24 protein-coding genes are annotated in these 25,069 nt (G+C 61.2%); 7 read left to right on the top strand and 17 right to left on the bottom strand.

The window, feature by feature from the left end:
- Positions 1-8 precede the first annotated feature (8 nt).
- From RBB29_RS02880 to RBB29_RS02805, 16 genes are all read right to left on the bottom strand, one after another.
- Entirely contained in the window at positions 9-2,420 is a 2,412-nt protein-coding gene (locus tag RBB29_RS02880; protein ID WP_306112669.1) for a hypothetical protein, read from the bottom strand.
- A gap of 178 nt (positions 2,421-2,598) precedes the next feature.
- Entirely contained in the window at positions 2,599-5,076 is a 2,478-nt protein-coding gene (locus RBB29_RS02875; RefSeq protein ID WP_306121100.1) for a CARDB domain-containing protein, read from the bottom strand.
- 162 nt (positions 5,077-5,238) lie between these two features.
- Positions 5,239-5,847 carry a hypothetical protein gene (locus RBB29_RS02870; RefSeq protein WP_306112667.1) on the bottom strand — a complete coding sequence of 203 codons (609 nt, stop codon included), beginning with the start codon at positions 5,845-5,847 and terminating at the stop codon, positions 5,239-5,241.
- 337 nt (positions 5,848-6,184) lie between these two features.
- Positions 6,185-6,445, bottom strand: coding sequence for a 3-ketoacyl-ACP reductase (locus RBB29_RS02865; RefSeq protein WP_306112666.1), 261 nt, complete (start codon positions 6,443-6,445; stop codon positions 6,185-6,187).
- 68 nt (positions 6,446-6,513) lie between these two features.
- Positions 6,514-7,623, bottom strand: a complete 1,110-nt coding sequence (locus tag RBB29_RS02860) for a trypsin-like peptidase domain-containing protein (RefSeq protein WP_306112665.1) — start codon at positions 7,621-7,623, stop codon at positions 6,514-6,516.
- 95 nt (positions 7,624-7,718) lie between these two features.
- Positions 7,719-9,149, bottom strand: coding sequence for a cardiolipin synthase (gene cls, locus RBB29_RS02855; RefSeq protein WP_306112664.1), 1,431 nt, complete (start codon positions 9,147-9,149; stop codon positions 7,719-7,721).
- Positions 9,146-9,829: an endonuclease/exonuclease/phosphatase family protein gene (locus tag RBB29_RS02850; RefSeq protein ID WP_306112663.1), complete on the bottom strand. Its 684-nt coding sequence runs from the start codon at positions 9,827-9,829 to the stop codon at positions 9,146-9,148. Before RBB29_RS02850 ends, cls begins: the two co-directional genes overlap by 4 nt.
- A complete protein-coding gene (locus RBB29_RS02845) occupies positions 9,829-10,101 on the bottom strand; it encodes a YrhK family protein (RefSeq protein WP_306112662.1) in 273 nt (90 codons plus the stop codon). Before RBB29_RS02845 ends, RBB29_RS02850 begins: the two co-directional genes overlap by 1 nt.
- A gap of 10 nt (positions 10,102-10,111) precedes the next feature.
- Positions 10,112-10,744, bottom strand: coding sequence for a MarC family protein (locus RBB29_RS02840; RefSeq protein ID WP_306112661.1), 633 nt, complete (start codon positions 10,742-10,744; stop codon positions 10,112-10,114).
- A 151-nt stretch (positions 10,745-10,895) separates the two neighbouring features.
- Positions 10,896-11,555, bottom strand: coding sequence for a YfdX family protein (locus RBB29_RS02835; protein ID WP_306112660.1), 660 nt, complete (start codon positions 11,553-11,555; stop codon positions 10,896-10,898).
- A gap of 83 nt (positions 11,556-11,638) precedes the next feature.
- On the bottom strand, positions 11,639-13,000 hold the full coding sequence (locus tag RBB29_RS02830) for a HAMP domain-containing sensor histidine kinase (RefSeq protein WP_306112659.1): 1,362 nt from the start codon (positions 12,998-13,000) through the stop codon (positions 11,639-11,641).
- Positions 12,987-13,664, bottom strand: coding sequence for a response regulator transcription factor (locus RBB29_RS02825; RefSeq protein WP_306112658.1), 678 nt, complete (start codon positions 13,662-13,664; stop codon positions 12,987-12,989). Before RBB29_RS02825 ends, RBB29_RS02830 begins: the two co-directional genes overlap by 14 nt.
- 120 nt (positions 13,665-13,784) lie before the next feature.
- Positions 13,785-14,264 (bottom strand): DUF6505 family protein, encoded by a 480-nt coding sequence (locus RBB29_RS02820; RefSeq protein ID WP_306112657.1) that lies wholly within the window; start codon positions 14,262-14,264, stop codon positions 13,785-13,787.
- Positions 14,261-14,968 (bottom strand): biotin/lipoate--protein ligase family protein, encoded by a 708-nt coding sequence (locus RBB29_RS02815; RefSeq protein ID WP_306112656.1) that lies wholly within the window; start codon positions 14,966-14,968, stop codon positions 14,261-14,263. Before RBB29_RS02815 ends, RBB29_RS02820 begins: the two co-directional genes overlap by 4 nt.
- Positions 14,965-16,026: an Mrp/NBP35 family ATP-binding protein gene (locus RBB29_RS02810; protein WP_306112655.1), complete on the bottom strand. Its 1,062-nt coding sequence runs from the start codon at positions 16,024-16,026 to the stop codon at positions 14,965-14,967. Before RBB29_RS02810 ends, RBB29_RS02815 begins: the two co-directional genes overlap by 4 nt.
- A 7-nt stretch (positions 16,027-16,033) precedes the next feature.
- Complete coding sequence (locus tag RBB29_RS02805; protein ID WP_306112654.1) at positions 16,034-16,222, bottom strand: DUF6494 family protein; 189 nt, start codon at positions 16,220-16,222, stop codon at positions 16,034-16,036.
- A 73-nt stretch (positions 16,223-16,295) separates the two neighbouring features.
- Between RBB29_RS02805 and RBB29_RS02800 the strand changes: the two genes are divergently transcribed.
- Positions 16,296-17,036 (top strand): hypothetical protein, encoded by a 741-nt coding sequence (locus RBB29_RS02800; protein ID WP_306112653.1) that lies wholly within the window; start codon positions 16,296-16,298, stop codon positions 17,034-17,036.
- Here the strand turns inward: RBB29_RS02800 and RBB29_RS02795 are convergent.
- Complete coding sequence (locus tag RBB29_RS02795) at positions 17,030-18,988, bottom strand: 4Fe-4S binding protein (protein ID WP_306112652.1); 1,959 nt, start codon at positions 18,986-18,988, stop codon at positions 17,030-17,032. The two genes, RBB29_RS02800 and RBB29_RS02795, sit on opposite strands and share 7 nt — an antisense overlap.
- Before the next feature lie 369 nt (positions 18,989-19,357).
- On the opposite strand from RBB29_RS02795, the gene RBB29_RS02790 reads away from it, so the two are divergent.
- The 6 genes from RBB29_RS02790 (at position 19,358) to fdh3B (ending at position 25,032) form a co-directional block, all read left to right on the top strand.
- Positions 19,358-19,897, top strand: coding sequence for a DUF3305 domain-containing protein (locus RBB29_RS02790; RefSeq protein ID WP_306112651.1), 540 nt, complete (start codon positions 19,358-19,360; stop codon positions 19,895-19,897).
- A complete protein-coding gene (locus RBB29_RS02785) occupies positions 19,894-20,514 on the top strand; it encodes a DUF3306 domain-containing protein (protein WP_306112650.1) in 621 nt (206 codons plus the stop codon). The genes RBB29_RS02790 and RBB29_RS02785 overlap by 4 nt, the downstream gene beginning before the upstream one ends.
- On the top strand, positions 20,511-21,125 hold the full coding sequence (locus RBB29_RS02780; protein ID WP_306112649.1) for a molecular chaperone: 615 nt from the start codon (positions 20,511-20,513) through the stop codon (positions 21,123-21,125). The genes RBB29_RS02785 and RBB29_RS02780 overlap by 4 nt, the downstream gene beginning before the upstream one ends.
- 56 nt (positions 21,126-21,181) lie before the next feature.
- On the top strand, positions 21,182-21,373 hold the full coding sequence (locus RBB29_RS02775; RefSeq protein ID WP_306112648.1) for a ubiquinol-cytochrome c reductase iron-sulfur subunit N-terminal domain-containing protein: 192 nt from the start codon (positions 21,182-21,184) through the stop codon (positions 21,371-21,373).
- A gap of 157 nt (positions 21,374-21,530) precedes the next feature.
- Positions 21,531-24,425, top strand: a complete 2,895-nt coding sequence (locus RBB29_RS02770; RefSeq protein WP_306112647.1) for a formate dehydrogenase subunit alpha — start codon at positions 21,531-21,533, stop codon at positions 24,423-24,425.
- Positions 24,426-24,438: 13 nt separating this feature from the next.
- On the top strand, positions 24,439-25,032 hold the full coding sequence (fdh3B, locus tag RBB29_RS02765; protein ID WP_306112646.1) for a formate dehydrogenase FDH3 subunit beta: 594 nt from the start codon (positions 24,439-24,441) through the stop codon (positions 25,030-25,032).
- Positions 25,033-25,069 lie beyond the last annotated feature (37 nt).

Below are 25,069 nucleotides of genomic sequence, written 5' to 3'. Positions count from 1 at the left end.
CCGGCCCCTCAGAAATGCTTGAGAAAGGCGATCAGCGCGCGTTTATCCGCGTCCTCGAGTTTGGTGCCGAAGTAGTGCCCGCGATTGACCACGTAGTCGGGGCATTTGCTCAGCTCGAGCAGTGGCTCCACCAGATCGGCAAAGATCGCGCGGGCCTGTTCGTCGCTCGCGTTTTCGGGCAATTCCTTGAGGTCACGCTTGATCCGGACGATCAGCTTGACCAGTTCGAGATCATGAGCAAGCCGCTCCAGCACATCCGCCTGATCGAGCCGCAGGTTGAGGTTGGCCAGCAATCCGATCGGTGTCCCGGCGGGGATCGGCCCAAGCTCGATATCGCCATCGAGATTGAAGAGCCAGGGCAGATCATCCCGCAACGGTGACAGCAGCTTGACAAGCACCTCGGGCTGGAACCCTTTCGGGATAATCAGATAACTCTGCTCGGTCGTCCGGTCGATCAGCCCGGGCACCTTGTCACCCAGAACCGGATCTTTGAGCCGTTTTTCAGGCCAGAGCATCTTTTCAATGCCATCCTCAAACCCGGCCATCCGGCCTTCGACCGACGGATCCTGATTATAGTAACCGACCGTATTGTTCAGAAGGTACGGCGCGGTGGACCAGAGGCTGATGAGCGACGGGACGCGGGTATAGCCACGTCCGCCTGCAGGCATCTCGTAATCATATTCCTCGCCGGTTTTCGGGTGATGCACCTTGATCGTACCGACCGAGGGCAGGGCCTTGTAGCTCGACGATGAGAAGTTGTCCCAGATGTTGCCCGCAATCGCGTTGGTGGCGAGCGGGCTGCAGGCGTTTGTCTCAAGCAGGGTCACCGGGATGCGCAATTCATTCGACAGGTAATTTCCGTCTAGGAAATCATCCGCCTTCACGATGTCGAGCATTTCGGCCTTGAAAGCATCGGTTTTCACCAGATCGCGATAGTTCTGGAAACAGGCCATGTAATTCGGCCCGGAGCACCCGCCAGGCATCGCCTCATACGCACTTTCGGGCAGTTTCGATGAATGGCACCCGGCGCAATTCTCCGCGAAGACCTCTTTGCCCCGGTCCACGGTCGCGTCATCCTCGGTCAGATGCGCTTCTCCGCCCGGTGCATCCTTGAGCAGATCGGGTCGTCCGGCCTTGAGGAAGTAGAGCGCGGTCAAGGGGGTCTGATCCTCGGTCGCGCGCCAATAGGCCGAGTTTTTCTGCGCGGTTTCGATCTTGATCGGCGTGATGTCCTTGCCGCCCACGATCGGGTTGAAATGGCGGGTCCATTCCTCGCTGAAGAGCCCGATATTCAGATAGACGCGATTGAGCGCCCCAAGCGCACCGACGGAATCCGCGCCATCCTTGAGAACGCGGGGAGAGAAGCTGAGGTCTGGTTCTTCGAAAAACTCGGTCAGCGGACCCTCTCCGATATAGTCCTGGAACTGCTTGTTGTCGCGCTCGCCCCCGCGGAGCCGTTCCTCGCCAAAGCGCCGTGCGACGGCCAGGCGTTCTTCGAGCAGGTAGATCGCATTCATCGTGCGCGGGTTGTTGATGTAATCGGGTGAGACCAGCGAGGTGTCGATGGTCCCGGGCCGTGCGGTGTGGATCAATTGCACCATGTATTGGCGATCATCCGGCTGCCAGGCAAAGACCCGGTCAAACCAGAAATATTGCGCCCCGACAGTGGCATTGAGATTATGCATCGCCGGGTTTTCGGGGTCTTCCGGCGGGTCAATCGGGCTTGGACCCACATGGCAGAACGCGCAGGACATGCCAACGCGGTAGGGTCGCACGAGATCGTCGTCATTGTAGTAATCGGGGTCGGTGTAGTAACGTACTGGATCCCAGCGGCGCTCCGCACGCCGGTCAAACTCGGGGTTCGGGAAGAGGCGCAGGCCAAGCACGCCGGTGGGCTCACCATAGTACGACCAGACCGGCATGTTGCGGCCCCGCGCGCCGATCTCGACACCGGGGTATTTCTCGGCATTGGCAAAGGGGTCCGGGGCGCAATCGTCCCGCCGGATATCGAGCCAAAGCCCATGGCGATCCTCGACTGGGCCGGTCGCCTCGTCAAAGCAGGGTTCGTTGATTAGGCCCAGTTGTTCGAACCGGTTGCTGCGCTGCGCGGGAAGGCTCGGGTGGGACGACAAGGTTTTGAGCAGATCGAACTGTCCGAACGTGTCGTTGGTCAGCGTATCCCACAGAAGGTCATTGCCGCCGGTCCAGACCATCCACATGTTCCGGCCCTTGATTTCATCGGGGCTGAGCGCGACGCCATTGTCCAATTCGGCAAAGTAATCTTCGTCTGCCGGGGGAAAGCTGGCCTCATCACGGCCGACCAGTTGCGCTTCATCCTTTGGTCCCGAAAAAAGCTGCGCCGACGCGGAAAACGGGACCAGAACAACGAGTGCACAGAACAAAAAAACACGGAGTAACATAGGACAACTCCTCAGTATGACTTGGGTAAAAGAATCAATCAGTAGTTTAAATACGTGAGCTTATTGTCAGCCCAGATTGCAATCATTGCAATAGTTCAGGGGTTTGCGGTCGGTTTCCCGCCAACGAAAAAGGTGAAAATTCGTGGCACCGCGTGCTCTCCGCGGTGCCACAAGAGGTTCAGCCAGGGGTTGTTTCCTCCGCGATGTTATTGCGCTCGTTACACTCCTTGACCTCGTCGAGGTTGTCCGCCGCGACGGTGATGGTGCAATCGGGATCGTAGCAATTCCCTCCTCTGGGCGTGGTGACCGGCACGGTCACGGATTGCCCAGGCAACAGCGATTCCAGCATCGCGGGAACCGAGACCGATTGCTGCGGATCGAGGATTGCGCGGGTGGAAAACGGCCCGCTTGCGGCGTTGCCGATGTTCTCGATCGTGTAATCGGTTCGCGTGACGCAGCTTCCACTGCCCTCGGGGCAGTTCACGTCCGGCTCACCAATATCGCGCACCCTGAGGTCGGGGCACATCTCGACCGGTGGTTTCTTGGCTTCGATGACATGCTCGCGGATCTGTTCGATCTCAAGCGTGGTCGACAGGGCCGGTGCACCGGGGCATCCACCACCGCCACAGCATTTGCGCGGTTGGCCACACATGTGATCGCCACACCCGCCACCATGCTGCTCGCAAGGCGGTGCCTCCTCGACATCACGGCTGGTGTAGACACCGGTCACGTCAAGCCGCGAGGCGCTTTCGATGGTCACGTAGCCTTCGATATACGACGCGGGCAGCCCGTTCGGGAACACCCGCCGCTCGACATCGGCGCAATCGACCTTGAGCGCCTCATTCGGCCCCAGTATGTCGGTTGCAATCTCGGCCACCCTGCCGGGGCGCTGCTCTTCCGGTGGGTAGGTCAGCGACAAGGTCTTGGTCAGCTTGGCTTTCCGATCGCCGAGGTTGAGCACGTTGATCGTTGTCGCATAGTGGCCCTTGACCAGCCTGCCGTCACTGGGCAGCGGTTGATGACCGCAGACCAGCTTGGCCGCGTATTTGTACCGCGTCGGTTCAGCCTCGTCGCACACACCGTTGCCATTGTCGTCAGAACAGGTGCCGGTGTCGATGTCGATCGCGTCATCCACGCCATTGCCGTTCAGATCCGGGATCTTGCCGGTGAACTGGATAAAGATCCGGTTCGACAGCGGGCCGGTGACCATGGTGCCGGTATCGCGGTCGAAATAGCGCGCATTCGGGTCGGTCACGGTCGCCTCGACATAGACCCGCGCCGAGGGGAAGAGCCCCAGAACCGGGCCTTCTTCGCAGTAGTGCACGTGAAGGAACGGATGATCCGGGATCGGCTGTGGCGCGGGGAGGGAGCCGCAATCGGGCTCGGCCTGACGGAAAGTATCGAGCGCGCGTGGCTCTGCCAGGTTGGCCACCGGCAATTCCTCGGCGCTGCCGACTTCGACATTGGCGCCATCGCGCTCCTGCCAGGGCACGATGCTGCGCCCGTCGACACCGATCATTGCACCACCGGTGATCATCTCGTTGATGGCCAGTGTGCGCGGCAGGTGGCGGATCCGCACATCGGATACGATCAGGGGGCCGTTCTCGGGATCAGGCACCGACAGGGTCAGGTGGTAATCCCCGGTCTCGGGGTTGAACGAGCCGTCGGGCGTGTAGCCCACCACGCGCGGATGCAACTCCATCGCACTGCCGCCCGACAGAAGCATGACATCGTTCACGATGTAGTTTGTCGTGAGGCCGACACCGACGTGAAATTCGGCACCTTCGGGGATCTCGCCCACGTCACCATTGTTCCAGTTCTGCGGATCGGTGAACGTGATCTGATAGCGGTCATAGGTCGTGCCCTGGAAAGTCAGGGAACCGTTCGCCGCGATATCCGCATCGCCCCAGGGGCTCAGGCCACCATCATAAACCGACCCGATTTCAGGCGTGTCGTCATCATCGACCAGCACGGTGATCCGCAGGCCGTCCGCGGCGGAGATGTTCGGGTTGATGAAATCCCAGTTGCTGAGTGTCTGTTCGTATAGCCCGACCGCCCCGGCAATCGCCTCATAACTCGTGTCGCTGAAATGCCGGTCCTCGATCCTGTCCGCCCCCGAGGGGGTTGCCATGATATGGTTCTGCCGCGCGTCCTCGGTGGGGCGCGGATCCGCGGAAGCGTGACCAGGATTGCCCAGTCGCGAGCTGTGGCCGGGTTCGTGCGAGGTCGTCCCCGCGATGGCATTGGCCCATCGGTTCAGGGTCCCGTCACCGGGTGTCAGCAGCCCGTCGAAGGAGCCACCCGGCTGCGAGTTGTCTTCGAACTCGCCGGCCCAGACACGCGCCATGCCGCTATTGCAGCAGACCCCGTAGAACCCGGTGCCGGTATCGCTGCCAATGCCGACGACGAACCAGCTATCGTCCGTGGGTGTCGGGTTCGTGGTGCCGTTGGCGCTGGTGGTTTGCACGACGCGCACGTCAAATTCGCAGTAATCTGTCTTGACCCGCTCCGTGATCGCATCGCGGTATTCTGCGGTGCTGCCAAGGGCGGGATCAAGGTCCGCCGCATCGAAAGGTTCCAGCGGCGTCACCACCTCCTCAAACATCGGAGATGGAAAATCCGTGTCCTGTGAGGTGGGAAAGTAGAGATAGAGCACCAACCCATCTCCGGAGCGATCCGCCTGGCAATCCACGGTGGCGGCGTGACTTATCGTGACCCCCGAAACTGTCAGGAAAAGGATCGCAAATATTTGAAAAATATATATAAAAATTCGATTTAAGAGTATCATGTTAATATCCTCTTTTCTCAAAGTGACTGTTCAGTTCTCTCCTTCTGGTAGTCTGTCGGCGATGCCTGAAATATGGGCTGCCAGCCAGGAAAGCTGGCGATAGTCCTGCAAAGCCAAGTCGTCACAAAGGCGGGCGATCCGCCCCCGGTCCGTGGGTCGATAGCAATCGAAGAAACCAGCGATGGCATCCTGGAACGTGTCGGCCTCGACCCGGTAGTAGGCCCTTGATCCACCCAGATAGGTGGCGCGGGTCATATCCGCCGGTGGACGCGATAGCGCCGTGGGATGGACCATCTGCGCCACCACCGGCAATTCGCCTTCTCCCGCGGCCCCGAGGGGGGCCACGGTGGCGCTTTCGGTATCGGAAACTTGGGCAAAGAGCACCACCTGCTGCCCGCGCGCGTAATCCGCCCAACGATCGCCAAGCCGAAGCAAATCGACTCGTTCGACCGTCAATATGTCTTGGGAACCGGCATTGCGGAATGCCTGAACGACATCCAGCTCATAGGTATCGTCAGACACCTCCTGGACCGTACCAGACACGACGATTTCTGCCCTGGTGAGCAACTGGAACAGGGTCATCTGCGCGTAATCAGCCTTCGCCGGCGATACCGGCGCGATCAGCAATGCAACAAACAAAATACCTATCGACGCTAAATTGCCCATTGGCTCCTCGTCGACTCGAAAGAATGGCGGAATTCTATCACAGATTGTGGGATTCAGGCAGTTGCGGCCCGTCGTCTGGGCGGGTTTTCGCCTTCCTTGCGGCTTGTAGCCAGGGGTTTTGGCGGCATAACCACCGGCGTGATGGCGATCACTTCACCGCGGAGATAAATCGACGCGCTTGCAGGAAACCCAATTGCGAACCGCCGCAGGACAAGAAGGAAACAAAGGCAAGAAGCGTCTGTGGGTCGAGCGCGTCGTTGACGTCTCCGGTAAAAGGAAACCGTGGTTGATATGGGAGGCAAAAAGTACCCTATCGGGTTCTGTCTTCTATGTCTGCCAGCCACTCACGCAGTGAGAGTTCCAGGTTGGTCACGTGATGATCCATGGCCTTTTCCTGCGCTATGTCCTCATCAATGTGCGCCTTCAACTCGGCATAGCGCGCGGCAAGTTCCTCGCTGGTCCGGAGGTGGCCATCATGCCATTCCTGACGGCGTTCCAGCTTCGATTTGGTCTCGAATATCTTCCGGCTGAGAGCTTCGAGCCGGGCATGCAGCCTGGCAATCCCTGACATGGTATCTCCTTGCATCACGGGGCGTTGATATGAGCGGCGACCGGTTTTTTTCCGATCGCCGCGGCTACTCAGGCTTCCTGCTCCTTGCGATCCGCCAAGACGACCTCGATGGTCATCGGCGTGCCGCCCCGGAAAATCTGGATCTCGGATGTTGCGCCGGCACGGCCCATGGCAACCGAGCTGGTCAGGTCACGCAGCTCGGCGATATCGCGGTCGCCGAATTTCAGGATGACGTCACCGCTTTCCAATCCCGCTTTTGCGGCGGGACTCTCGGCCACGACCTCTTCGATCATCACGCCTTCGCCTGGCGTGAGGCCGAGGACATGCGCGACCTCGTCGGTCACCGGTTTGATTTGAACACCAAGCCAACTGCGCTCGATTTCGCCGTCATCCTTGAGGTCCGCAACGATATCGACAACCAGGTCCGAGGGAACCGCGAAGCCGATGCCGACCGACCCGCCATCGGGCGAGTAAATCGCCGTATTCACGCCGACAACCTCACCCTCCATGTTGAACAGTGGCCCGCCCGAATTACCCCGGTTGACGGCGGCATCGGTCTGGATGAAATCGTCGAACGGTCCGGCGTTGATATTGCGCGACTTGGCCGAAATAATCCCGGACGTCACCGTCCCGCCCAGGCCAAACGGGCTGCCCACGGCGACGACTTCTTCGCCGACACGGGCCGCATCGGAGGAGCCGAAAACGACGGTCGCGTGATCGTCACCTTCGATATCGAGCAGGGCGATATCGGTCAGCGGATCCGATCCGATGACGGTCGCTTCCATCTCTGTGCCATCCTGGAGTTTGACCGAAACCGTCGCGGCGTTGTCGATGACGTGGTGATTGGTCACGATCAATCCGTCGGTCGAGATCAGGAAACCCGATCCAAGGCCTTGCCGCGGCATGTCGGATGGCGGGTTTGCAAATTGCTCGCCGAAACGCTTCATGAATTCTTCGAACATCGGGTTGTTCTGCGCCGGATCTTCGGCATCGGTTTTCTGTGTCTTCGTCGTCACTTCGACGTAGACGACGGCCGGGCTGACTTCTTCGACGAGATCGGCAAAACCATTGCCGGCGGCAGCGGCTGCGGTGCTGGGCAAAAACGCGGCCGATGCCATCAGCGCGGCGACGCCGACGCCAAGGGAAATGGCCTTATGTTTCTTGCTAGGGCGGTTCATAGTGCTCTCCTGAGTTAGTGGTGAGCTTTATCTAGGCGTGGCAGTTTGCCCCCGGTTTTGCCGAAGTTTAAATTTTCTTGAAGTCGCGCAGCGGATCAGAGAACCGGGCCGATCGTCGCGATGACATTGTTCCAGATGCGTTTGAGATAGGGCCAGGCCAGCACCGTCGGCAGGTCGGTCCGGGAGGATCGGGCGATATAGTCCTGTTGCCTGTCGGAGATCATCCGCGTGATATCGGCATCCTGCAGCAGGATGTTGTTTTCGTAGTTCAGATCGAAGCTGCGCAAATCAAGATTGGAGGACCCGATCAGGCTGATCCTGCCGTCGATCGTCAGTGTTTTCGCATGCAGAAGTCCGCCCTCAAACTCATGGATGACACACCCCGCCTCAAGCAGCCGGCGGTAGTAGCTTCGGCTGGCGGCCGCGACCACCCAGCTATCGTTCACCTTGGGGAAGATCAGGGTCACGTTCACGCCCCGGTGCGCGGCGGCGCAGAGCGCCTCGAACACGGTTGCGTCGGGTACGAAATAGGGCGTGGAAAGGGTCAGATCGTGCTGGGCACAGGCGATGAGGTTGGCGAATAGCTGCGGTGTGGCACCTCGTCTCTCGGTCGGCCCGTCGCCCATGACCTGCGCGGGGAAGCCGCCGTCGATCGGCTCCGCGATCAGGTTGAACTGGTCCAGGGATTCATCGGTGGCCTGCATCCAGTCGCTGGCAAAAAGGAGTTGGTTCTGCGCTACCACGGGCCCTTCGAAGCGCAGCATGATGTCAACCCAGGGGGCGTATTTGGCCTTGACCAGGAACTCCGGGTCCGCCGAGTTGCGGCTGCCACAATAGGTGATACGCCCGTCGATCACCGTGATCTTGCGGTGGTTGCGAAGGTCGATACGGCTGGTCAGGAGGGTGCGGACAGGGTTTTCCAACGACAGGGCCACGGCCAGTTGAACGCCCGCCTCTTTCATTTCCCGCCAGAGCGCGCCCTTGATCAGCCGGCGGGAGCCGAGACCATCAGCCATGGCGCGGCAGGTAACCCCACGCCGTGCCGCCCGCATCAGCGCCTGCGCGACGGCGGTGCCGGTGTCGTCATCAAGCCAGATATAGTAGAGCACATGCACATGGTCGGTGGCCGCATCAATATCCGCCACCAGCCGTTCCCGCGTCTCTCCACCATGGGCCATAAGCTCCGCTTTGTTGCCATCGACGGGATGGAAGCCGTTGATCGACCCGGCGTAGTGAAAGGCCGGCCGATAGATCGGGTCGATCAGCTTGGCAACGTCCTGGCCGTTGCCCATGAAATCCGCGGCTTTGGTCCTGATCTCATCGAAAATCTCCCGGTGGCGTTTGTTGGCCCTGTTGCCAAGGTCGATCTCGCCGAAGACGAAATAGAGCGCGCTGCCGAAATAGGGCAGGGCGTTCAGGATAATGAACCACGCCAGGCGCGCCGGTGGCGACAGGTCGTCGCGCAACAGGATGCGGGCCGTGAATGCCGCGACCAACAAGACGTGCAGGATCACGATAATCGTCATTGGGCGGGCTCCGTGAACGCAATTTCCATCACGATGGGCAGATGGTCCGAGGCGACCCGGGCCAGTTCGGATTTGTGCACGAAAGACGCCTCATGCGAAATCGGCCCGGCGATCACGAAACGATCAAGCGCGGCCCTCGGGCGGGCCGAATGATAGCTATGCCCGGGTGAGATCATCCGGCCGGTCTCCTTGAACACCTCGATATCGGTCTTCCATTCGTTGAAATCCCCGGCGATCACAACGGGATGCGGTGCGTTTTCGATATAGTGATTGAGAGAGGTCATTTGCTGACGTCTTTTGCCGGGGGTCAGGCCGAGATGCACGCCGATAATCTCAACGGGCGGGTCGGACAGGATTGCGGAGACCGCGCCGCGCGGCTCGATGGTGGGGATGTCGATGCGGCGGGTCCGGGCGACCGGTATATCATTGCGAAAGAGGATCGCGTTGCCGTGCCAGCCATGGCTCAACGGTCGGATCGAAAGATCGACGAGGTCGTAGCGAAGTTCATCCGCAAGCCGGTCCAGGGGCAGCACGCCGGCGCGGTTGCCGACACGGCGATCCGCCTCCTGCAGAACGACGATATCGGCATCAATTTCGGCCAGAACATCCGCAATCCGGTCGGCATCGCGCCGCCAGTCGAGGCCAACGGCCTTGCGTATGTTGTAACTGGCAATCCGCATCAGGTCTCGGTGATGTCCTGATAGTTGCCCACGCGAAGATAGGCGATTTCGCGGATGAGCTTGATGGTCGGTCGCATGCCGAAAAGGACAGAGCCGATCAGAAACAACCAGGTGCCAAGATACGTGGTGGCCTCGCTGAAGAAGAGGATGCTGCCAATCACGAACAGCGCCGCAGCCGAGAAATCGACGGCGGTGTAGGCCAATTCGCAATAGGCATAGATTTTCCTGTGCGCCGCGCTGCGGCTATGGTTCTCCGGGTTGAAAAACGTCATTCTCGTCTCCTCAGGCAAGGCCCGGTAATACGGCCTTCAATCCGGCGATAATCATCTCGACGGCAATGGCCAACAGGATCATGCCCATCAGCCGGGTCATGATCACACGCATCGTATCGCTCAGCATTTTGCCGAAGAATGACGCGAAGAAAAGCACGATGAACAGCATTGCCAGAACAATGCCCACGACGCTGCCAATCTCGAGCAGCCCTGCGAGGGTATCCGTATGACCCGCATAGATGATCAGCGTTGCAATCGTGCCCGGCCCAACGATCATCGGGAAGGTGATCGGATAGAAGGCCAGCGCCGACAGATCGGACATATGGTCCTTTTCCCGGTCCGTGCCGTGGTGGGACGCGATGTTGCCGCCGTTCAGCATGGACCAGGCGATATGTGCCAGGACCGCGCCACCGGCGATCCGGAACTGGTCGATCGTGACCCCGAAAGAACCGATGATCTTCTGCCCTGCAAAAAGGATCACCGCGCACATGATCGCCGAAAAGAAGGTGATCTTGAGTGCCAGGGTTCGCTGTTGCGCCACGGTGAAACCGGCGGTTAGCGCCAGGAAAATCGGCAGGTTCACAAACGGGTTCATGATCGCAAAGAAGGCCCCGAAGGCCTTGGTGAGTTCTGAGTAGTCCATGTCGTCCCTTGCGATACCAAGTGTTATCGTTTGGCCGGAGGCGGTTGCGGCTAGCCTCGGCAAAGAGGCTAACCCCAAATGAGGGCGCAAAAAAGTGCGCTCTGCATGACCTCCCTAAGCATGCAGAGCGCGTCCTCCGTGAGCGATGGGGTTAACCCTGGAGGATCTCGGCCAGCGGATAGCTCTGGGCGGGCAAAGCACCGGGCTTGTAGTCTTCGATCACGATTGAGGTTTCGACCGCTTTGAGCGCCATGTTGGCCTTGTGAATTTCTCCAGCTTCGATATCGGTCAGGGCCTGTTTGAGGTTGGCAATTGCGGTTTCGACGGGCAGGGCGACGACCCGGACGTCAAGTTCGATCCCGGCGCCGGTCATGACGTCAACCGCCCTGTCCACATCGCCCGAGCGGATATGAACACCGGCCTCTTCGATGACGCCACTATGGGCCTCATTGGGTTCAAAACCCTCGGCGAATTGCAGGCCGCTATCGACGGGTATGACAAACATCTTTGCATCGCTCAGCCTGATCGCGAAATTTGCCATGTGATCGTGAAACTGATCGCTGGCGCCTGAGATCATCTCTTTGGCGAGGTCGAGGTTGCCGTCGAACAATGCAAGTCTGGCACCATGCTCGCCATCGAGGATATGCGTGCCGCTTGCCGGGATACGAAGCGTGCTGGACGCGACCTCACCGGGTGTTTCGGTTTCGGAGGATGTGACGGTGGTTGTCCCTGCCTGCACGCCTTGCGCGACAACGGCAATGCCCGTTGAGGCCGCGATGAGGACGGCTAGCAAGGTGGAATTCGGTTTCATGATGGTCTCTCCTCATGACGGGCAGCGGGGCTGCGGATGACGGAGAGATAGGGCCTGTGTCTTTTCCGGGCTTGTGTCGAAGTTTAAACTTTCTTGATGTTTGGCAGCCGCAATTCGACCCTTAGGCCGGGTTTCGCGTCGCTTAGCTCCAATGCGCCACCGTGATGATCGGCAACCGCCTTGGCCAGGGCCAGACCAAGGCCGCTGCCCGGGGTGGTCCTGGCCTGGTCCAGCCGGACGAATGGCTCCAATACCTTGTTGCGATCCGCCTCGGGAATTCCAGGGCCATCGTCGCTGACCGACAGGATCGGCCCTTGCGCGTCCTGCGCCACCTCCACGACAATCGTGGCCCCTCGACCCGTATGGGTGCAGGCATTGTTGACAAGGTTCACCAACGCCTGCTGGAGCATCGCGGCATCGGCGAAGGTTGAAACCTCCTGGGCGTTCAGCCGCAGGGTCTGGCCACGTTCCTCGGCCAGGGGTTGCATGAATTCGATCACCTTGGCGGCGATGTCCCCGAGGTCGACCTGGCCGAACCGGGATGTTTCCGTTTTCGCCTGGATGCGCGAAATGCGCAGCATCGTGTCAAAGGTGGTGTTCAACGATTGCAATTCGTGCAGCGCGGCTTCGATCCTGGGGGCAGGGTCGCGTCCTGCCTCCACGGCGTCGGCCGCCTCGTTCAGCGCGATCTGCGTGTGCGACAGAGGTGTTTTGAGATCATGCGCAATGGCGGCCGCGGTGGATTTGGCGCCAGCCACCAACCGTTCAAGCCGGTCGAGATTGTGGTTCATGCGCGCAGAGACGCGATCGAACTGATCATTGCGCGCCATTACCGGCAGCCGGGCAGCCAGATCCCCCTCAGAGACCCGGAAAAGGGCCTTTTCCATGTCGCTGAGCCGAGCAAGCGATGCCCGGCTTGCCCATAGCCCAAGCATCAATGTCATGCCCGACAGCACTCCGCCAAAGAGCGCCAACCCGATGATCAGCCGCCGTCCGGCGGTGTCGATGAACCGTGCGTCGCGACCAACGATCAGTGTCATCTGCGCGAGCTTCTGCACGTTGAGAACATAGCGCCCGGCAATTTTGCCACCGGTCATCTTTTCGACTTCGCGGTGCGTCACACCCACGAAATCCGGCACGCCGGAAACCGGCCCCGTCAAGGTGATGCCATTCTCATCGAAAAGGCTGACCATGTGTTCGGGCGGGCGGACGGCTCTTTCCATGTCCCGAAGCGCGTTCAGCAGGCCCGCCTTGCCATCGCGTTGATAGATGTTCTGCAAGAGCAGGCTTTCGGCCTTGGTCTGGGCTTCGAGCTCGGTCTTGAGCGTGTTCGTGACCGCGCTCACCAGAAAGTACCCTGCGATCGCGTAGCACAGCAGGAAGACCAGAAGGACCCGCCAGGCCGCCTTGAACGGGTGCCCCGCCGTGAGGTTACCGAGGGGCACGGATGGTGTATCCCATGTTGCGCACGGTGTGGATAAGTGCCGTGTCGAAGGGTTTGTCGATCTTCTGCCTGAGCTTGCTGATATGCGTCTCGACCACGGTCGTGCCCGGATCGAATGAGAAATCCCAGATCTTTTCGAGGATCATCGTGCGGCTGATCACGCGGCCCGGCGTCTCCATCAAAAGATGCAGCAGGGCGTATTCCTTATTCAGCAATTCGATCATCTGTCCCTGCCGGGATGCGGTGCGGCTGAGCAGGTCGAGCGAAAGGTCATGGACGCTAAGCCGGGTTTCCTGCGCGGCCTGTTTCGGCCTGCGGGAGAGAACCGAGATGCGGGCCAGCAATTCGGAGAGGTGAAACGGCTTGATCATGTAGTCATCGCCGCCCGCCATTAGCCCATCGACGCGGTCCTCGACATCCGAAAGCGCCGTCAGGAAGATCACCGGCAGGTCGCATTTGGAGGCGCGTAGGGCCTTGACCAGCGACAGCCCGTCCATTCCCGGCATCATCCGGTCCACGATTGCGAGGTCGACCGGATTGTAGAGGCAATGGGTCAGTGCATCACGCCCGTCGGTCACCCAGTCAACGACATATCCCTGCTCGGTCAGGCCCTTGCGGATATATTCCGCCGATACGGTATCGTCTTCTGCCAGGAGGATCTTCATAGGAACCGGGATATGCCAATTTCCCGTTTTGCAAAAGACCCCGCCCAACCGCAGGGCTATCCTTGAACCAGCTCTTTGGTCCGCGGCGTGTCTGTTGTTTTGGGCGAGGTCGCCGTGCGGCTATTCTTCCAGGTCGCCGTGAATGGCGAATTGCTCCAACCCGGCGTCCTGCGCTTCGATCACGCGAAAGCTCTCCCTGACCCCCGCATCGGTCAGCTCGCGCATTACAGTCAGGAGCGTATTGGGCGCGTGATCTTCGCAAAGCTCGGCCATGTGGCCCAGCTCTTCGGCGGCGACGGGGAGCGCCGTGGCCACATCCGGCGCGCCGTAGATCTGTACGAAATGCTCGGCCAGCGCCTGCGCCAGCGTGTCGATCTCGGCCTGTTCGACCTGGGTGACGGCCACGAAGGTGACCCGCCCGAAGGTTTCACACCCGAGCCAGCCATTCGCAAAGGCCTGACGCGGTTTGCCGGTCAGGTCGGCCTCGGTCCAGTTGGAAAACTCGAACCCGCCCGAGATGCACCATTCGCCGGTGCGCGCGGGGGAGTGGTAGACATTCATGTCGCTTTCATCGAAATGGATCGCGCGGGCGAGTTTCATGAGGTGCTCTCCAATACGGATGTCAGCGGGATCAGATGGGTGCCGTCGCCCGCGCGGATCAGCATGCCGAAGCGTTCGTCAACACCGAGCCAGCTTCCCGAAATGCCGCTTTGCGTGATGTCTTCACCGATGCCATGGGCCAGCCCCCGCCATTCCGCGTGCAGCGGCGCCGCGCCATCGGCTTCCCACCGGGTGATCCAGACCAGCGTGTGCCGCGCCCAGCTTTCCAGCAGGTTGACCGGATCGACGTCGGCGCAGCCTTCGTCGTAAAGCGCGGTCTGGTCGGGTGTGTCGCCGGGGCGTTCCGTCACCTGCATCAGCGGCAGATCAAGGCCCACCACCAGCCAACCGGGTTCCGCCGCTGGATCTGTGCCGCCCGCGGCCACGCGCAAGCCCCCGCAGGAGGCGCCGTTGATGCGGATGCCGCCTGCCCATTCGAGGTGCACGGCAACCTCGGGCGGGGCGAGCGCGCCAAGCGCGTTCTGAAACCCAACGCCGCAGGTGGGCAACATGGCCATCGCGTCCTCAAGCGGCACTTCCGGGGCCATGACCATCGCTGCCATCAACCGGTTGGCGGTGACATTATGCACGATCAGCCCCGCGTCGCAGCCAAGCGCCGCCATGGCGCAGGCTTTTTCGAACGGGTCGATATTGCCGCTCACCGCTTGTCCGGTCATCAGGGGAGGGAAGGTGGGATCGTTCATGCCACCCCTTGGTCGATCAGTTTGCGCGCGACTTCACGGAACCCTTGCGCCTGCGGGCTGTCGGGCTGGCTCACCACGATCGGCGCGCCGCCGTCGGAGGCCAGGCGGATATCCAGATGCAGCGGGATTTCAGCCAGCAACGGTACGTTCAGCTTCGCCGCCTCCGCCGCGACGCCGCCATGACCAAATACGTGCTCCTCGTGCCCGCAGTTCGAGCAGATATGCGTGGACATGTTTTCGATCATGCCCAGCACCGGCACATGAAGCTGGTTGAACATGTCGATCCCCTTGCGCGCATCCAGAAGGGCCACATCCTGCGGTGTCGACACAACGATTGCCCCATCGACCTTGGCCTTCTGCGCAAGGGTCATCTGCACATCCCCCGTACCGGGGGGCAGGTCGACCAGAAGGCAATCCAAGGCGCCCCACTGCACCTGCATCAGCATCTGCTGCAGCGCGCCGATCAGCATCGGACCGCGCCAGACCACCGCCTGGCCCTCGTTGGTCATGAGACCAATGGACATCATGGTGACGCCATGGTTGCGCATCGGCAGAATGGTTTTGCCATCGGGACTGGCCGGTCGTCCCGACACGCCCAGCATCCGGGGCTGCGAGGGGCCATAGACGTCGGCATCCAAGAGGCCCACGCGACGGCCTTCGGCGGCCAGCGCGCAGGCGAGGTTGGACGAAACGGTGGATTTGCCCACGCCGCCCTTGCCCGAGGCGATGGCGATCAGGTGATTGACCCCGGGCACCGGTTGCGGGCCTTGCGGTTCGGCCTTGCGCTGCGGCTTGAGATCCGGCGGCGCCTTGGCGGTATGGCCGGTCAGAACCGCGCTGACCTCGCCCGCGCCCAGGGCTTTGACGGCGGTCTCCGAGGCATCGCGCACCGGGCCATAGGCCTCGGCCTTGGCCGGGTCGATCTCCAGCACGAAGCGCACGGTGTCGCCCTCGACGTTCAGACCGCGCATAATACCGGCGCTGACGATATCGCTGCCACTTACCGGATCGGCGATGGCCTTGAGCGCCTCGATGACGCTTTCACGGGTGATGCTCAAATCCGTTCTACCCTTTGATCGTGCCGGTCACGACATGTTCCACGTCCAGCCCTTCGACGGTCAGGACGACCTTCGCGGTGTATTCCTGCCCTGCGGTGGCCCCGGCGCTGCGCAGGCCTTCCTCGATCGCCTGTTGCGAGGTCACGCCGACCTGTTTGAGGAATTTGCGCATCGACATATTGGCATCGTCGCTCATGATTTTGGGCTCCTTGATTGGTGAGTCGCCAAGATTATTGACGGATTGGTCCGGGTTTTCCTACCCTTCGGGCATGCGAATTTTGCTCTCTCTCATCGTCGCGCTGGCCTCGGTGCCCCATCTGGTGGCCGCGGGCGAGCGGGATTTCCGCCTCAGCGCGCCCGAAACGCTGATCGAAAGCGGGCTGTTGAAACACCTGCTGCCACGGTTCTCGCTCAAGACCCAGATCCGCGTGGAACTGGTCGATGGGGCCGCAGAGGTGACGCTTGCGCCCGATGGCGATGGCGTCGCGGTTTTTACCGGCGCCGGGGCGACCTGGCATATGACGGTGGCGGCGGATCATCCCGGTGCCGCGCGGTTTGCCGATTGGCTGACCTCGGAGGTCGGGCATCGGACGCTGACGAGCTTTGAGGTGGATGGCGCACAGCCCTTCACCCTGCCCGAGGTTGCGGAGGCCGTGGCCACGGTCGAGACCTATGACGGTGACGCGGCCGAAGGGCTGAAACTGTCGAGCCTCCATTGCGGCCGTTGCCACGTGGTCAGTGCAGACAACCGGATGAACGCCATCGGTTCGACGCCCTCTTTTCACGTCCTGCGCAGCTTGCGGGATTGGGACAACAGGTTTCGCGCTTTCTTTGCCCTCAACCCCCATCCCGCCTTCACGCAGATCGAGGATGTGACCGAGCCGTTTCCGATCAACCGCCCGTCTCCCATCGCCCCGGTCGAGATGACGCTTGATGATCTCGACGCCATCATGGCCTATGTGAGCCGGCTCGAGCCGGCCAATCTGGGCGCGCCGATCAAACATCAGTGATCCCGGCGCTTACTGAAGTAATCTTCGGTCGTGCGTGTCTTGGGGCGCTGCCCGCCTTCGAACGGGTTGTTTTCCGAATGAAACTGCGCATCGACGCGGCAGTTATCGCACATCTGGATCATCTTCGCGGTTTCGGTCGTGGCGAACATGGAATGTTTCCCGGCCAGCTTTTCGACGATTTTCTCGACAGTGGATTTCACACCGAAAAGCGCCCCGCATTCGATGCAGGCAAAAGGCTCTTCCTCGTTGAGGACCGTTTGTGTCAGCGCGGCATCGGTCAGGTTCAGCCGCGGTTCATAGGCGATCGCGTCCTCTGGGCAGATATTGGCGCAAAGGCCGCATTGCAGGCAGGCATCCTCCTGGAACAGAAGCTGCGGCATGTCGGGGTTGTCGTTCAGTGCGCCCGATGGGCAGAGCGACACACAGCTCAGGCAGAGGGTGCAGGCATCCGTATCGACCAAGACGGCGCCATAGGGCGCACCATCGGGCAGGGGCAGGGACCCGGTATCCGGGCGCAGCGATTTGGCCGCAAGCCGGGCGACCTGCCGACGGTTGCCCATTGGCAGGATCGGGTCGGTTTGCTGTCCGGGCGAGGTTGGCATTTCATAGAGCGTGTCGCAAAGCATGTCCGGGTCCGAGAAATCCAGGACGTTGATGCGGTCCTCGCCGCCTATGGCGCGGGCCAGCGGCACCTCGTGGTCGAGCGCGTCCCGTTCCGTCGTGGGCGACAGCAGGATGGAGACCTCCGAGAAACCCGATGCCAGCGCGGCCAGCATCTCCGCATGGCCGAAACCCGCAAGCGCGGATACCTCAAGCGGGATGACATCCGCAGGCAAGCCCCGACCGAAACGCGCGGCCAGGCGGATCATCTCGGCGCCATGGGTGGCATCATGCACCAGCAGGCGCGGCGCAGTCCCGCCCGCCTTTAGATAGGTGCTGGCCAGGGTCGCGATACGCCGGAACATCAGGTCGGGGGCGGGTGCATCATAGGTGATCGCGCCGGAGGGGCAGAGCGCCGCGCAGGAACCGCACCCGGCGCAGACCATCGGGTCAATCGCCACATGGTCGCCATCAGGCGAAATCGCGCCGGTCGGGCAGACATTGAGGCAGCGGTCGCAGCCGGTCTGTTCGGCGCGGGAATGGGCGCAGATGAGCGGCTCCAGCGCGACGTAGAGCGGCTTTTCGAATGTACCGACAAGCTGGCTGGCGGTCAGGATGGCATCGGCCACGGCGGGCAGGCTGCCGGGATCGGCACGCAGGTAGCCTTCGCGTTTCTCCGGCGCGGGGAAAAGCGGTGTGTCGCCGGTCAGATCAAGGATGATATCGCAGCCGGTCCGCCCGCCGTCGCGCGGCGCATCCCAGCCGAGCTCACCGCGGCCTTTCGGATCAACCTGGCGCAGGGCATCAACGGTCAGTTCGAACTGACCAAGCGCGCCGGTCGCGTGCCTGATCCGGCCACTGATGACATCGAATGACCGGCTCGCGGGCGGATCCGAGGCATCGGTCAGCAGAACGGTCACGCTCAGTACATCGCAAAGCTTTTCGGCGGCGGGTAGCGCCACATCGCTCTTGCCGATGATCAGGCAGAGGCCCTCGGATACCACATCTACCGTCTTCTCGCCGGGATCGGCCAGCGTCGCCTCGGCGAGGAGTGCGGCCATTTTGGGCAGTTTTGGCGCCGCATCCGCCGACCATCCGGCCCGGTCGCGGAGGTCGACGAAAGGGGGCTCAGGCACCTCCAGCTCGTCCGCGATTTCCTGGAAAATTCGGGTTTCCTGTTGGCAGCAAATGATGGCGTCACCGGTGGCGATTGCCGCCTGTGTCGCGTCAAGCTGATGCGTGCAAAGCCCGGAATGCACTTTGGAGCAGGGCAGGCCCGTCGTCGCCTCCAACGCGTCCTTGTCAATTTCCTGACTGCCGGAACAGTCGCATAAAATCAGTTGCTTAGGCATGTTCTTCTTTGTCCTGATGGGCAGCTTTTCTGCTGCCTTACCCCCCTGTTCGCGGCGCAAGACTAGGCATGAAACCGCGCCCTCGTAAACAGGATTTAGTGTCGTCGCGATCAAAAACGAGCGGCGAAATTAACCTGATTGATTCTGTATGTTTTTGGGGTGTGGGCGGTGATGCGCGTGTCCTGGAATCGCGGTGTTTGGTCAATCTGTCCAATCCAATACCAGCGGCGGTCAACCCCTGCCCAAAATGTCCCCGTGTGCGGTGGGATGCCGAAAGTGCTTTGTGTGTCGGCGAAACTGATTCACTCTGTCGGGGAAGCCAAGGGGATGAGGCACCGATTGATCCGCAACCCAAATAGCTACGCAGATATGCCGTTGGGCATTGTCATCCGGCGCGCGCCGGGCGTGACCCGTTGGGTGAAATGGTCATGGAAAGCGGTTGGCGTGTTGCCCGGGGCCGCACCGGCCGAGTGGCGGGTGATGCGCGAAGAGGGTGGCGTGACCGAGTTCCACGCGGCCACATGTCAGCTTGAGTTGCACGGTGCCGAGACCGAGGCCTATCTGCACGGGCTCTCGACAAAAGTGCCTTCGATTTATGTCGTCCTGCGCGAGAGCCAGGAGGATAGCCGTCCGCTCGATGTATTGCTGGCGACCGCCTCGCCCTACGAAGCACAGGACTATGCCGATAGCGGAGAGGAGATCGTGGAGAAGGTGCCGATGCCCGAGGGGCTGATGGCGTGGATCCGCGATTTCGTCGAGGCGCATCATGAGGAAGAAGAGTTCAAGAAACGTCGCCGTGACAAGAAGGATATCGGGCAGGTTGTCGATGGCATCGGTGATCCGCGGATTGCGCAGTTGTCCGGCGTCTATCGCTCCCCCGCCCTGACCCGGAAGGGCCGGTTGCAATGAGTGAGGCAAGAGATTTCTGGTCCCGCCGCAAGGCGCGGGTGGCCGAGGAGGCCGAGGCCGAAGAGGTGGCGCTGCAAACTCGTGCGATCGAGGCCGAACAGGCCGAAAAGACCGATGATGAAATCCTGGCGGACCTTGGGCTGCCGGACCCCGACAGCCTCGACGCCGGTGACGATTTCAGCGGCTTCATGGCCCGCGCCGTGCCGGACCGCATCCGCAGTCGCGCCCTGCGCAAACTGTGGCTGACCAATCCGGTTCTGGCGAATGTCGACGGGCTGGTAGATTACGGCGAGGATTTCACCGATGCGGCCTGCGTGATCGAAAACCTTTCGACCACCTACCAGGTTGGCAAGGGCATGCAGGCCCATCTCGACGAGATGGCACGGCAGGCCGAGTTGGAATCGGCCGAAGAGGAAGAGGGCGACGTCACGGCTGACCCGTCTGATGAAGACATCGCCGAAGACGATCAACTGGCCGAAGAGCTGGCAACTGAGCCTGAACCCGATGAAGTCATACAACCCGCCGAGGCGATCGACATGGCTGATGCCGAACCGATGCCCGCCCCGCGCCGCCGGATGCGGTTCAGTTTCCAAGACGAAGAGGTGGCAGACGCATGAGTGAGGCCGTTATGACAGAAATCCCCCAGATCACCGAAGAGGACGGCCTGCGCGCTGATCTTTACGACTTTATGGGATTGCTGCTTTCGGGGCCGCCGGATCAGGTCCTTCTGGCTCAGACGGCGAAACTGGCCGGGGATGACAGCGCGTTGGGAACTGCCATCAAGGCGCTTGCGCGGATCGCGTCGCTCAGCAAGCCGAAAACCGTCGAGAGCGAGTTTAACGCGCTTTTTATCGGCTTGGGTCGCGGCGAGCTTCTGCCTTATGCCAGCTATTACCTGACCGGCTTCCTGAACGAAAAGCCGCTGGCCACGTTGCGCCGGGATATGGCGGTTCGCGGCATGACGCGGGCCGAAAATGTCTATGAGCCCGAGGATAACATCGCGTCGCTGATGGAGATGATGGGCGGGATGATCCGCGGGCGGTTCGGTGCGCCCGCATCGCTGGACGATCAAAAAACGTTCTTCGCCAAGCATATCGGCCCCTGGGCAGGGCATTTTTACACGGATTTGGAGGCCGCTCAGAATTCGGTTCTCTATGCCTCGGTCGGCGCAGTCGGCCGGGTGTTCATGGAGATCGAGGCGGAAGGCTTTCGGATGAGCGCGGGCTGATGCTCGCATCGAAGGGCGGGGCAACCCGCTACAACCAAGGGGAGGAGAAAACTCTCATGACCAAGAAAACCGAAGACGGTGCAAGCCGTCGCGATTTTCTGAAACTGGCCGGCACTGCTGCGCCTGCTGCGGTGGCCGTTGCCGCCGTCAGCGGAACGCAGGCCGAGGCGGCCGAGCCAGACCTGACATCGGAGAAGATGCAGGACACCGCGCATACGCGCGCATATCTGGAAAGTGCGCGCTTCTAGCGCCCTGAAAATGCGCCTCCGGCGCGACGATAGCGCCCGGTTCCGAGCCGGACGAGATCACCCCGAAGCCGCTGACGACTGGTAGCGATTGGCCCGACAGTCAGAGGAAACAGCAATACCTAGCAAGCCCATCGGGCACGCAAGGGAGGAGAGTAACATGCTTAGGAAAAAGACCAACGGGGTTGCGAGACGCCCCCAGCGGACAAGTATCCTGTCTGAGGTCGCCGAGAAGTCGGTCGACCGCCGCGCGTTCCTGCGCGGATCCGGACTGGCCATTGGTGGCCTCGCCGCAATCGGCGCAACAGGGGGCACCGTCACCCGCGCCACGGCCCAGACGGCCGCGACAGAGGCGGTGGATTTGGTTAAATCGGTTTGTACGCACTGCTCGGTCGGCTGCACGGTTGTGGCCGAAGTGTCGAACGGTGTCTGGGTGGGCCAGGAGCCCGGCTGGGACAGCCCGTTCAACCTCGGCGCCCATTGCGCCAAGGGTGCATCGGTCCGCGAGCACGCCCATGGCGAGCGCCGCCTGAAATATCCGATGAAAAAGGAAGGCGGAGAGTGGAAACGCATCAGCTGGGAACAGGCGATCGACGAGATTGGCGACGGCATGATGTCGATCCGCGAGGAAAGCGGTCCGGACAGCGTCTATTGGCTGGGATCGGCGAAGCATAACAACGAACAGGCCTATCTCTTCCGCAAGTTCGCCGCCTATTGGGGCACGAACAACGTGGATCACCAGGCGCGGATCTGCCACTCGACGACGGTGGCCGGTGTGGCGAATACATGGGGCTACGGCGCCATGACCAACAGCTACAACGATATCCACAACTCCAAGGCCATCTTCATCATCGGCGGCAACCCGGCCGAGGCGCACCCCGTCTCGCTGTTGCACGTTCTGCGCGCGAAAGAGCAGAACAACGCACCGCTGATCGTCTGCGACCCGCGCTTTACCCGCACGGCGGCGCATGCGGATGAATATGTCCGCTTCCGTCCCGGCACCGACGTGGCGCTGATCTGGGGCATCCTGTGGCACATCTTCGAGAACGGTTGGGAGGACAAGGAATTTATCCGCACCCGTGTCTGGGGCATGGACCAGATCAAGGAAGAAGTGGCCAAGTGGACGCCCGAAGAGGTTGAGCGCGTGACCGGCACGCCCGGTAGTCAGCTCAAGCGCGTGGCGATGACATTGGCCAATAACCGCCCCGGCACCGTGATCTGGTGCATGGGTGGCACGCAGCACACCAACGGCAACAACAACACGCGCGCCTATTGCGTGTTGCAACTGGCGCTGGGCAACATGGGTACAAGCGGGGGTGGCACAAACATCTTCCGTGGCCATGACAACGTGCAGGGCGCGACCGACCTTGGTGTTCTGAGCCACACATTGCCAGGCTATTACGGCTTGTCGGCAGGGGCCTGGGGTCACTGGGGCCGTGTCTGGGGCGAAGATGGCGATTGGCTTGCCGGTCAGTTCGACAGCATCAAGGATGCCGAGGGCAAGGACAAATCGCTCCAGAACCTCAAGGGTATCCCGGTCAGCCGCTGGATCGACGGCGTGCTGGAAGATGCCGAGAACATGGATCAGCCCAACAAGGTGCGCGCCATGGTTCTGTGGGGCCACGCGCCCAACTCGCAGACCCGGATGAAGGAAATGAAGACGGCGATGGAAAAGCTGGACATGCTGGTCGTGGTCGACCCGTATCCCACCGTTTCCGCCGTGCTGCATGACCGCACCGATGGCGTCTATCTGCTGCCGGCCTGTACGCAGTTCGAAACCCGTGGCTCGGTCACGGCATCGAACCGCTCGCTGCAATGGCGCGACCGCGTGGTCGAGCCGCTGTTCGAGAGCTTGCCGGACGAGGTCATCATGGCCAAGTTCGCCAACAAGTTCGGCTGGGCCGATCGTTTCTTCCGGAATATCGAGATGGAAGATGCCGAGACACCCAATGTTGAAAGCATCACGCGTGAGTTCAACAGCGGCCTCTGGACCATTGGCTATACCGGCCAGTCGCCCGAGCGGATCAAGCTGCACATGGCCAACCAGCACACGTTCGACAGAACGACGCTGCAGGCGGTGGGTGGTCCGGCGGACGGGGATTACTATGGTATGCCCTGGCCCTGCTGGGGAACGGCCGAGATGGGGCACCCCGGAACGCCGAACCTCTATGACATGTCCAAGCCCGTGGGTGAGGGTGGCCTGACCTTCCGTGCCCGTTTCGGTGTGGAACGCGACGGCGACAACCTGCTGGCCGAAGGGGTCTATAGTGTCGGATCAGAAATTCAGGATGGATATCCTGAGTTCACGATGCAGATGTTGATGGATCTCGGCTGGGACGGTGATTTGACCGACGAGGAACGCGCCAGCATTGACGCGGTGGCCGGACCCAAGACCAACTGGAAAACCGACCTTTCGGGCGGTATCCAGCGGGTGGCCATCGAGCATGGCTGCGCGCCCTTCGGCAATGCCAAGGCGCGTGCGGTTGTCTGGACCTTCCCGGATCCGATCCCGCTTCACCGCGAGCCGCTTTATACACCGCGGCGCGATCTGGTGGCGGATTATCCGACCTACGAGGACCGTCAGGCGTATCGCCTGCCCACGCTCTATGCGTCGATCCAGAAACAGGATTTCAGCAAGGATTACCCAATCATCCTGACATCCGGTCGTCTGGTCGAATATGAGGGCGGCGGCGACGAAACGCGGTCGAACCCGTGGCTGGCCGAGCTTCAGCAGGACATGTTCGTGGAAATCCATCCGCGCGATGCCAATAATCTTGGGGTCCGTGATGGTGAGCAGGTCTGGGTCGAAGGTGCCGAAGGTGCCAAGGTCAAGGTCATGGCAATGGTGACTGAGCGGGTGGGCGAAGGCGTGGCCTTCATGCCCTTCCATTTCGGCGGCCATTTCGAAGGGGCGGACCTAAGGGACAAATATCCCGACGGGGCCGATCCCTACGTGCTGGGCGAAAGCTCGAACACGGCACAGACCTATGGCTACGACTCGGTCACGCAGATGCAGGAGACGAAATGTACTCTCTGCAAAATCAGTGCAGCATAAGGAGATATGAGAAATGGCTAGAGCTAAATTCCTCTGCGACGCCGAACGCTGCATCGAATGCAACGCCTGCGTCACTGCCTGCAAGAACGAGCATGAGGTGCCGTGGGGCATCAACCGCCGCCGGGTTGTCACCATTCAGGATGGCAAACCGGGTGAGAGGTCGATCTCCGTGGCCTGCATGCACTGTTCCGATGCACCCTGTATGGCGGTCTGCCCCGTAGACTGCTTCTACCAGAACGAGGAAGGGGTGGTTCTGCACTCCAAGGACCTTTGCATCGGGTGTGGTTATTGCTTCTACGCGTGCCCCTTCGGCGCGCCGCAATATCCTCAGGCAGGCAACTTTGGCAGCCGCGGCAAGATGGACAAATGTACCTTCTGCGCCGGTGGCCCCGAAGAGACCCACTCGACAGCCGAGTTCCAGAAATACGGGCGCAACCGGATCGCCGAGGGCAAGCTGCCCATCTGCGCCGAGATGTGTTCGACCAAGGCACTGCTGGCGGGCGATGGTGACATCGTCTCGGCCATCTATCGCGAGCGCGTCGTGGCGCGCGGCTTTGGATCCGGTGCCTGGGGCTGGGGAACGGCCTATGAGCAGAAAGGCGGCTAACGCTGTCGATCTGATCTGAAATACCGGCGGGCGGCCC

The organism is Roseovarius sp. MMSF_3359 (assembly GCF_030733385.1).
In the GTDB taxonomy this organism is placed as follows: Bacteria; Pseudomonadota; Alphaproteobacteria; order Rhodobacterales; family Rhodobacteraceae; genus Roseovarius.
The sequence above is the reverse complement of the archived record's forward strand: the minus strand, read 5'-3'. Positions and strand labels throughout refer to the sequence as shown.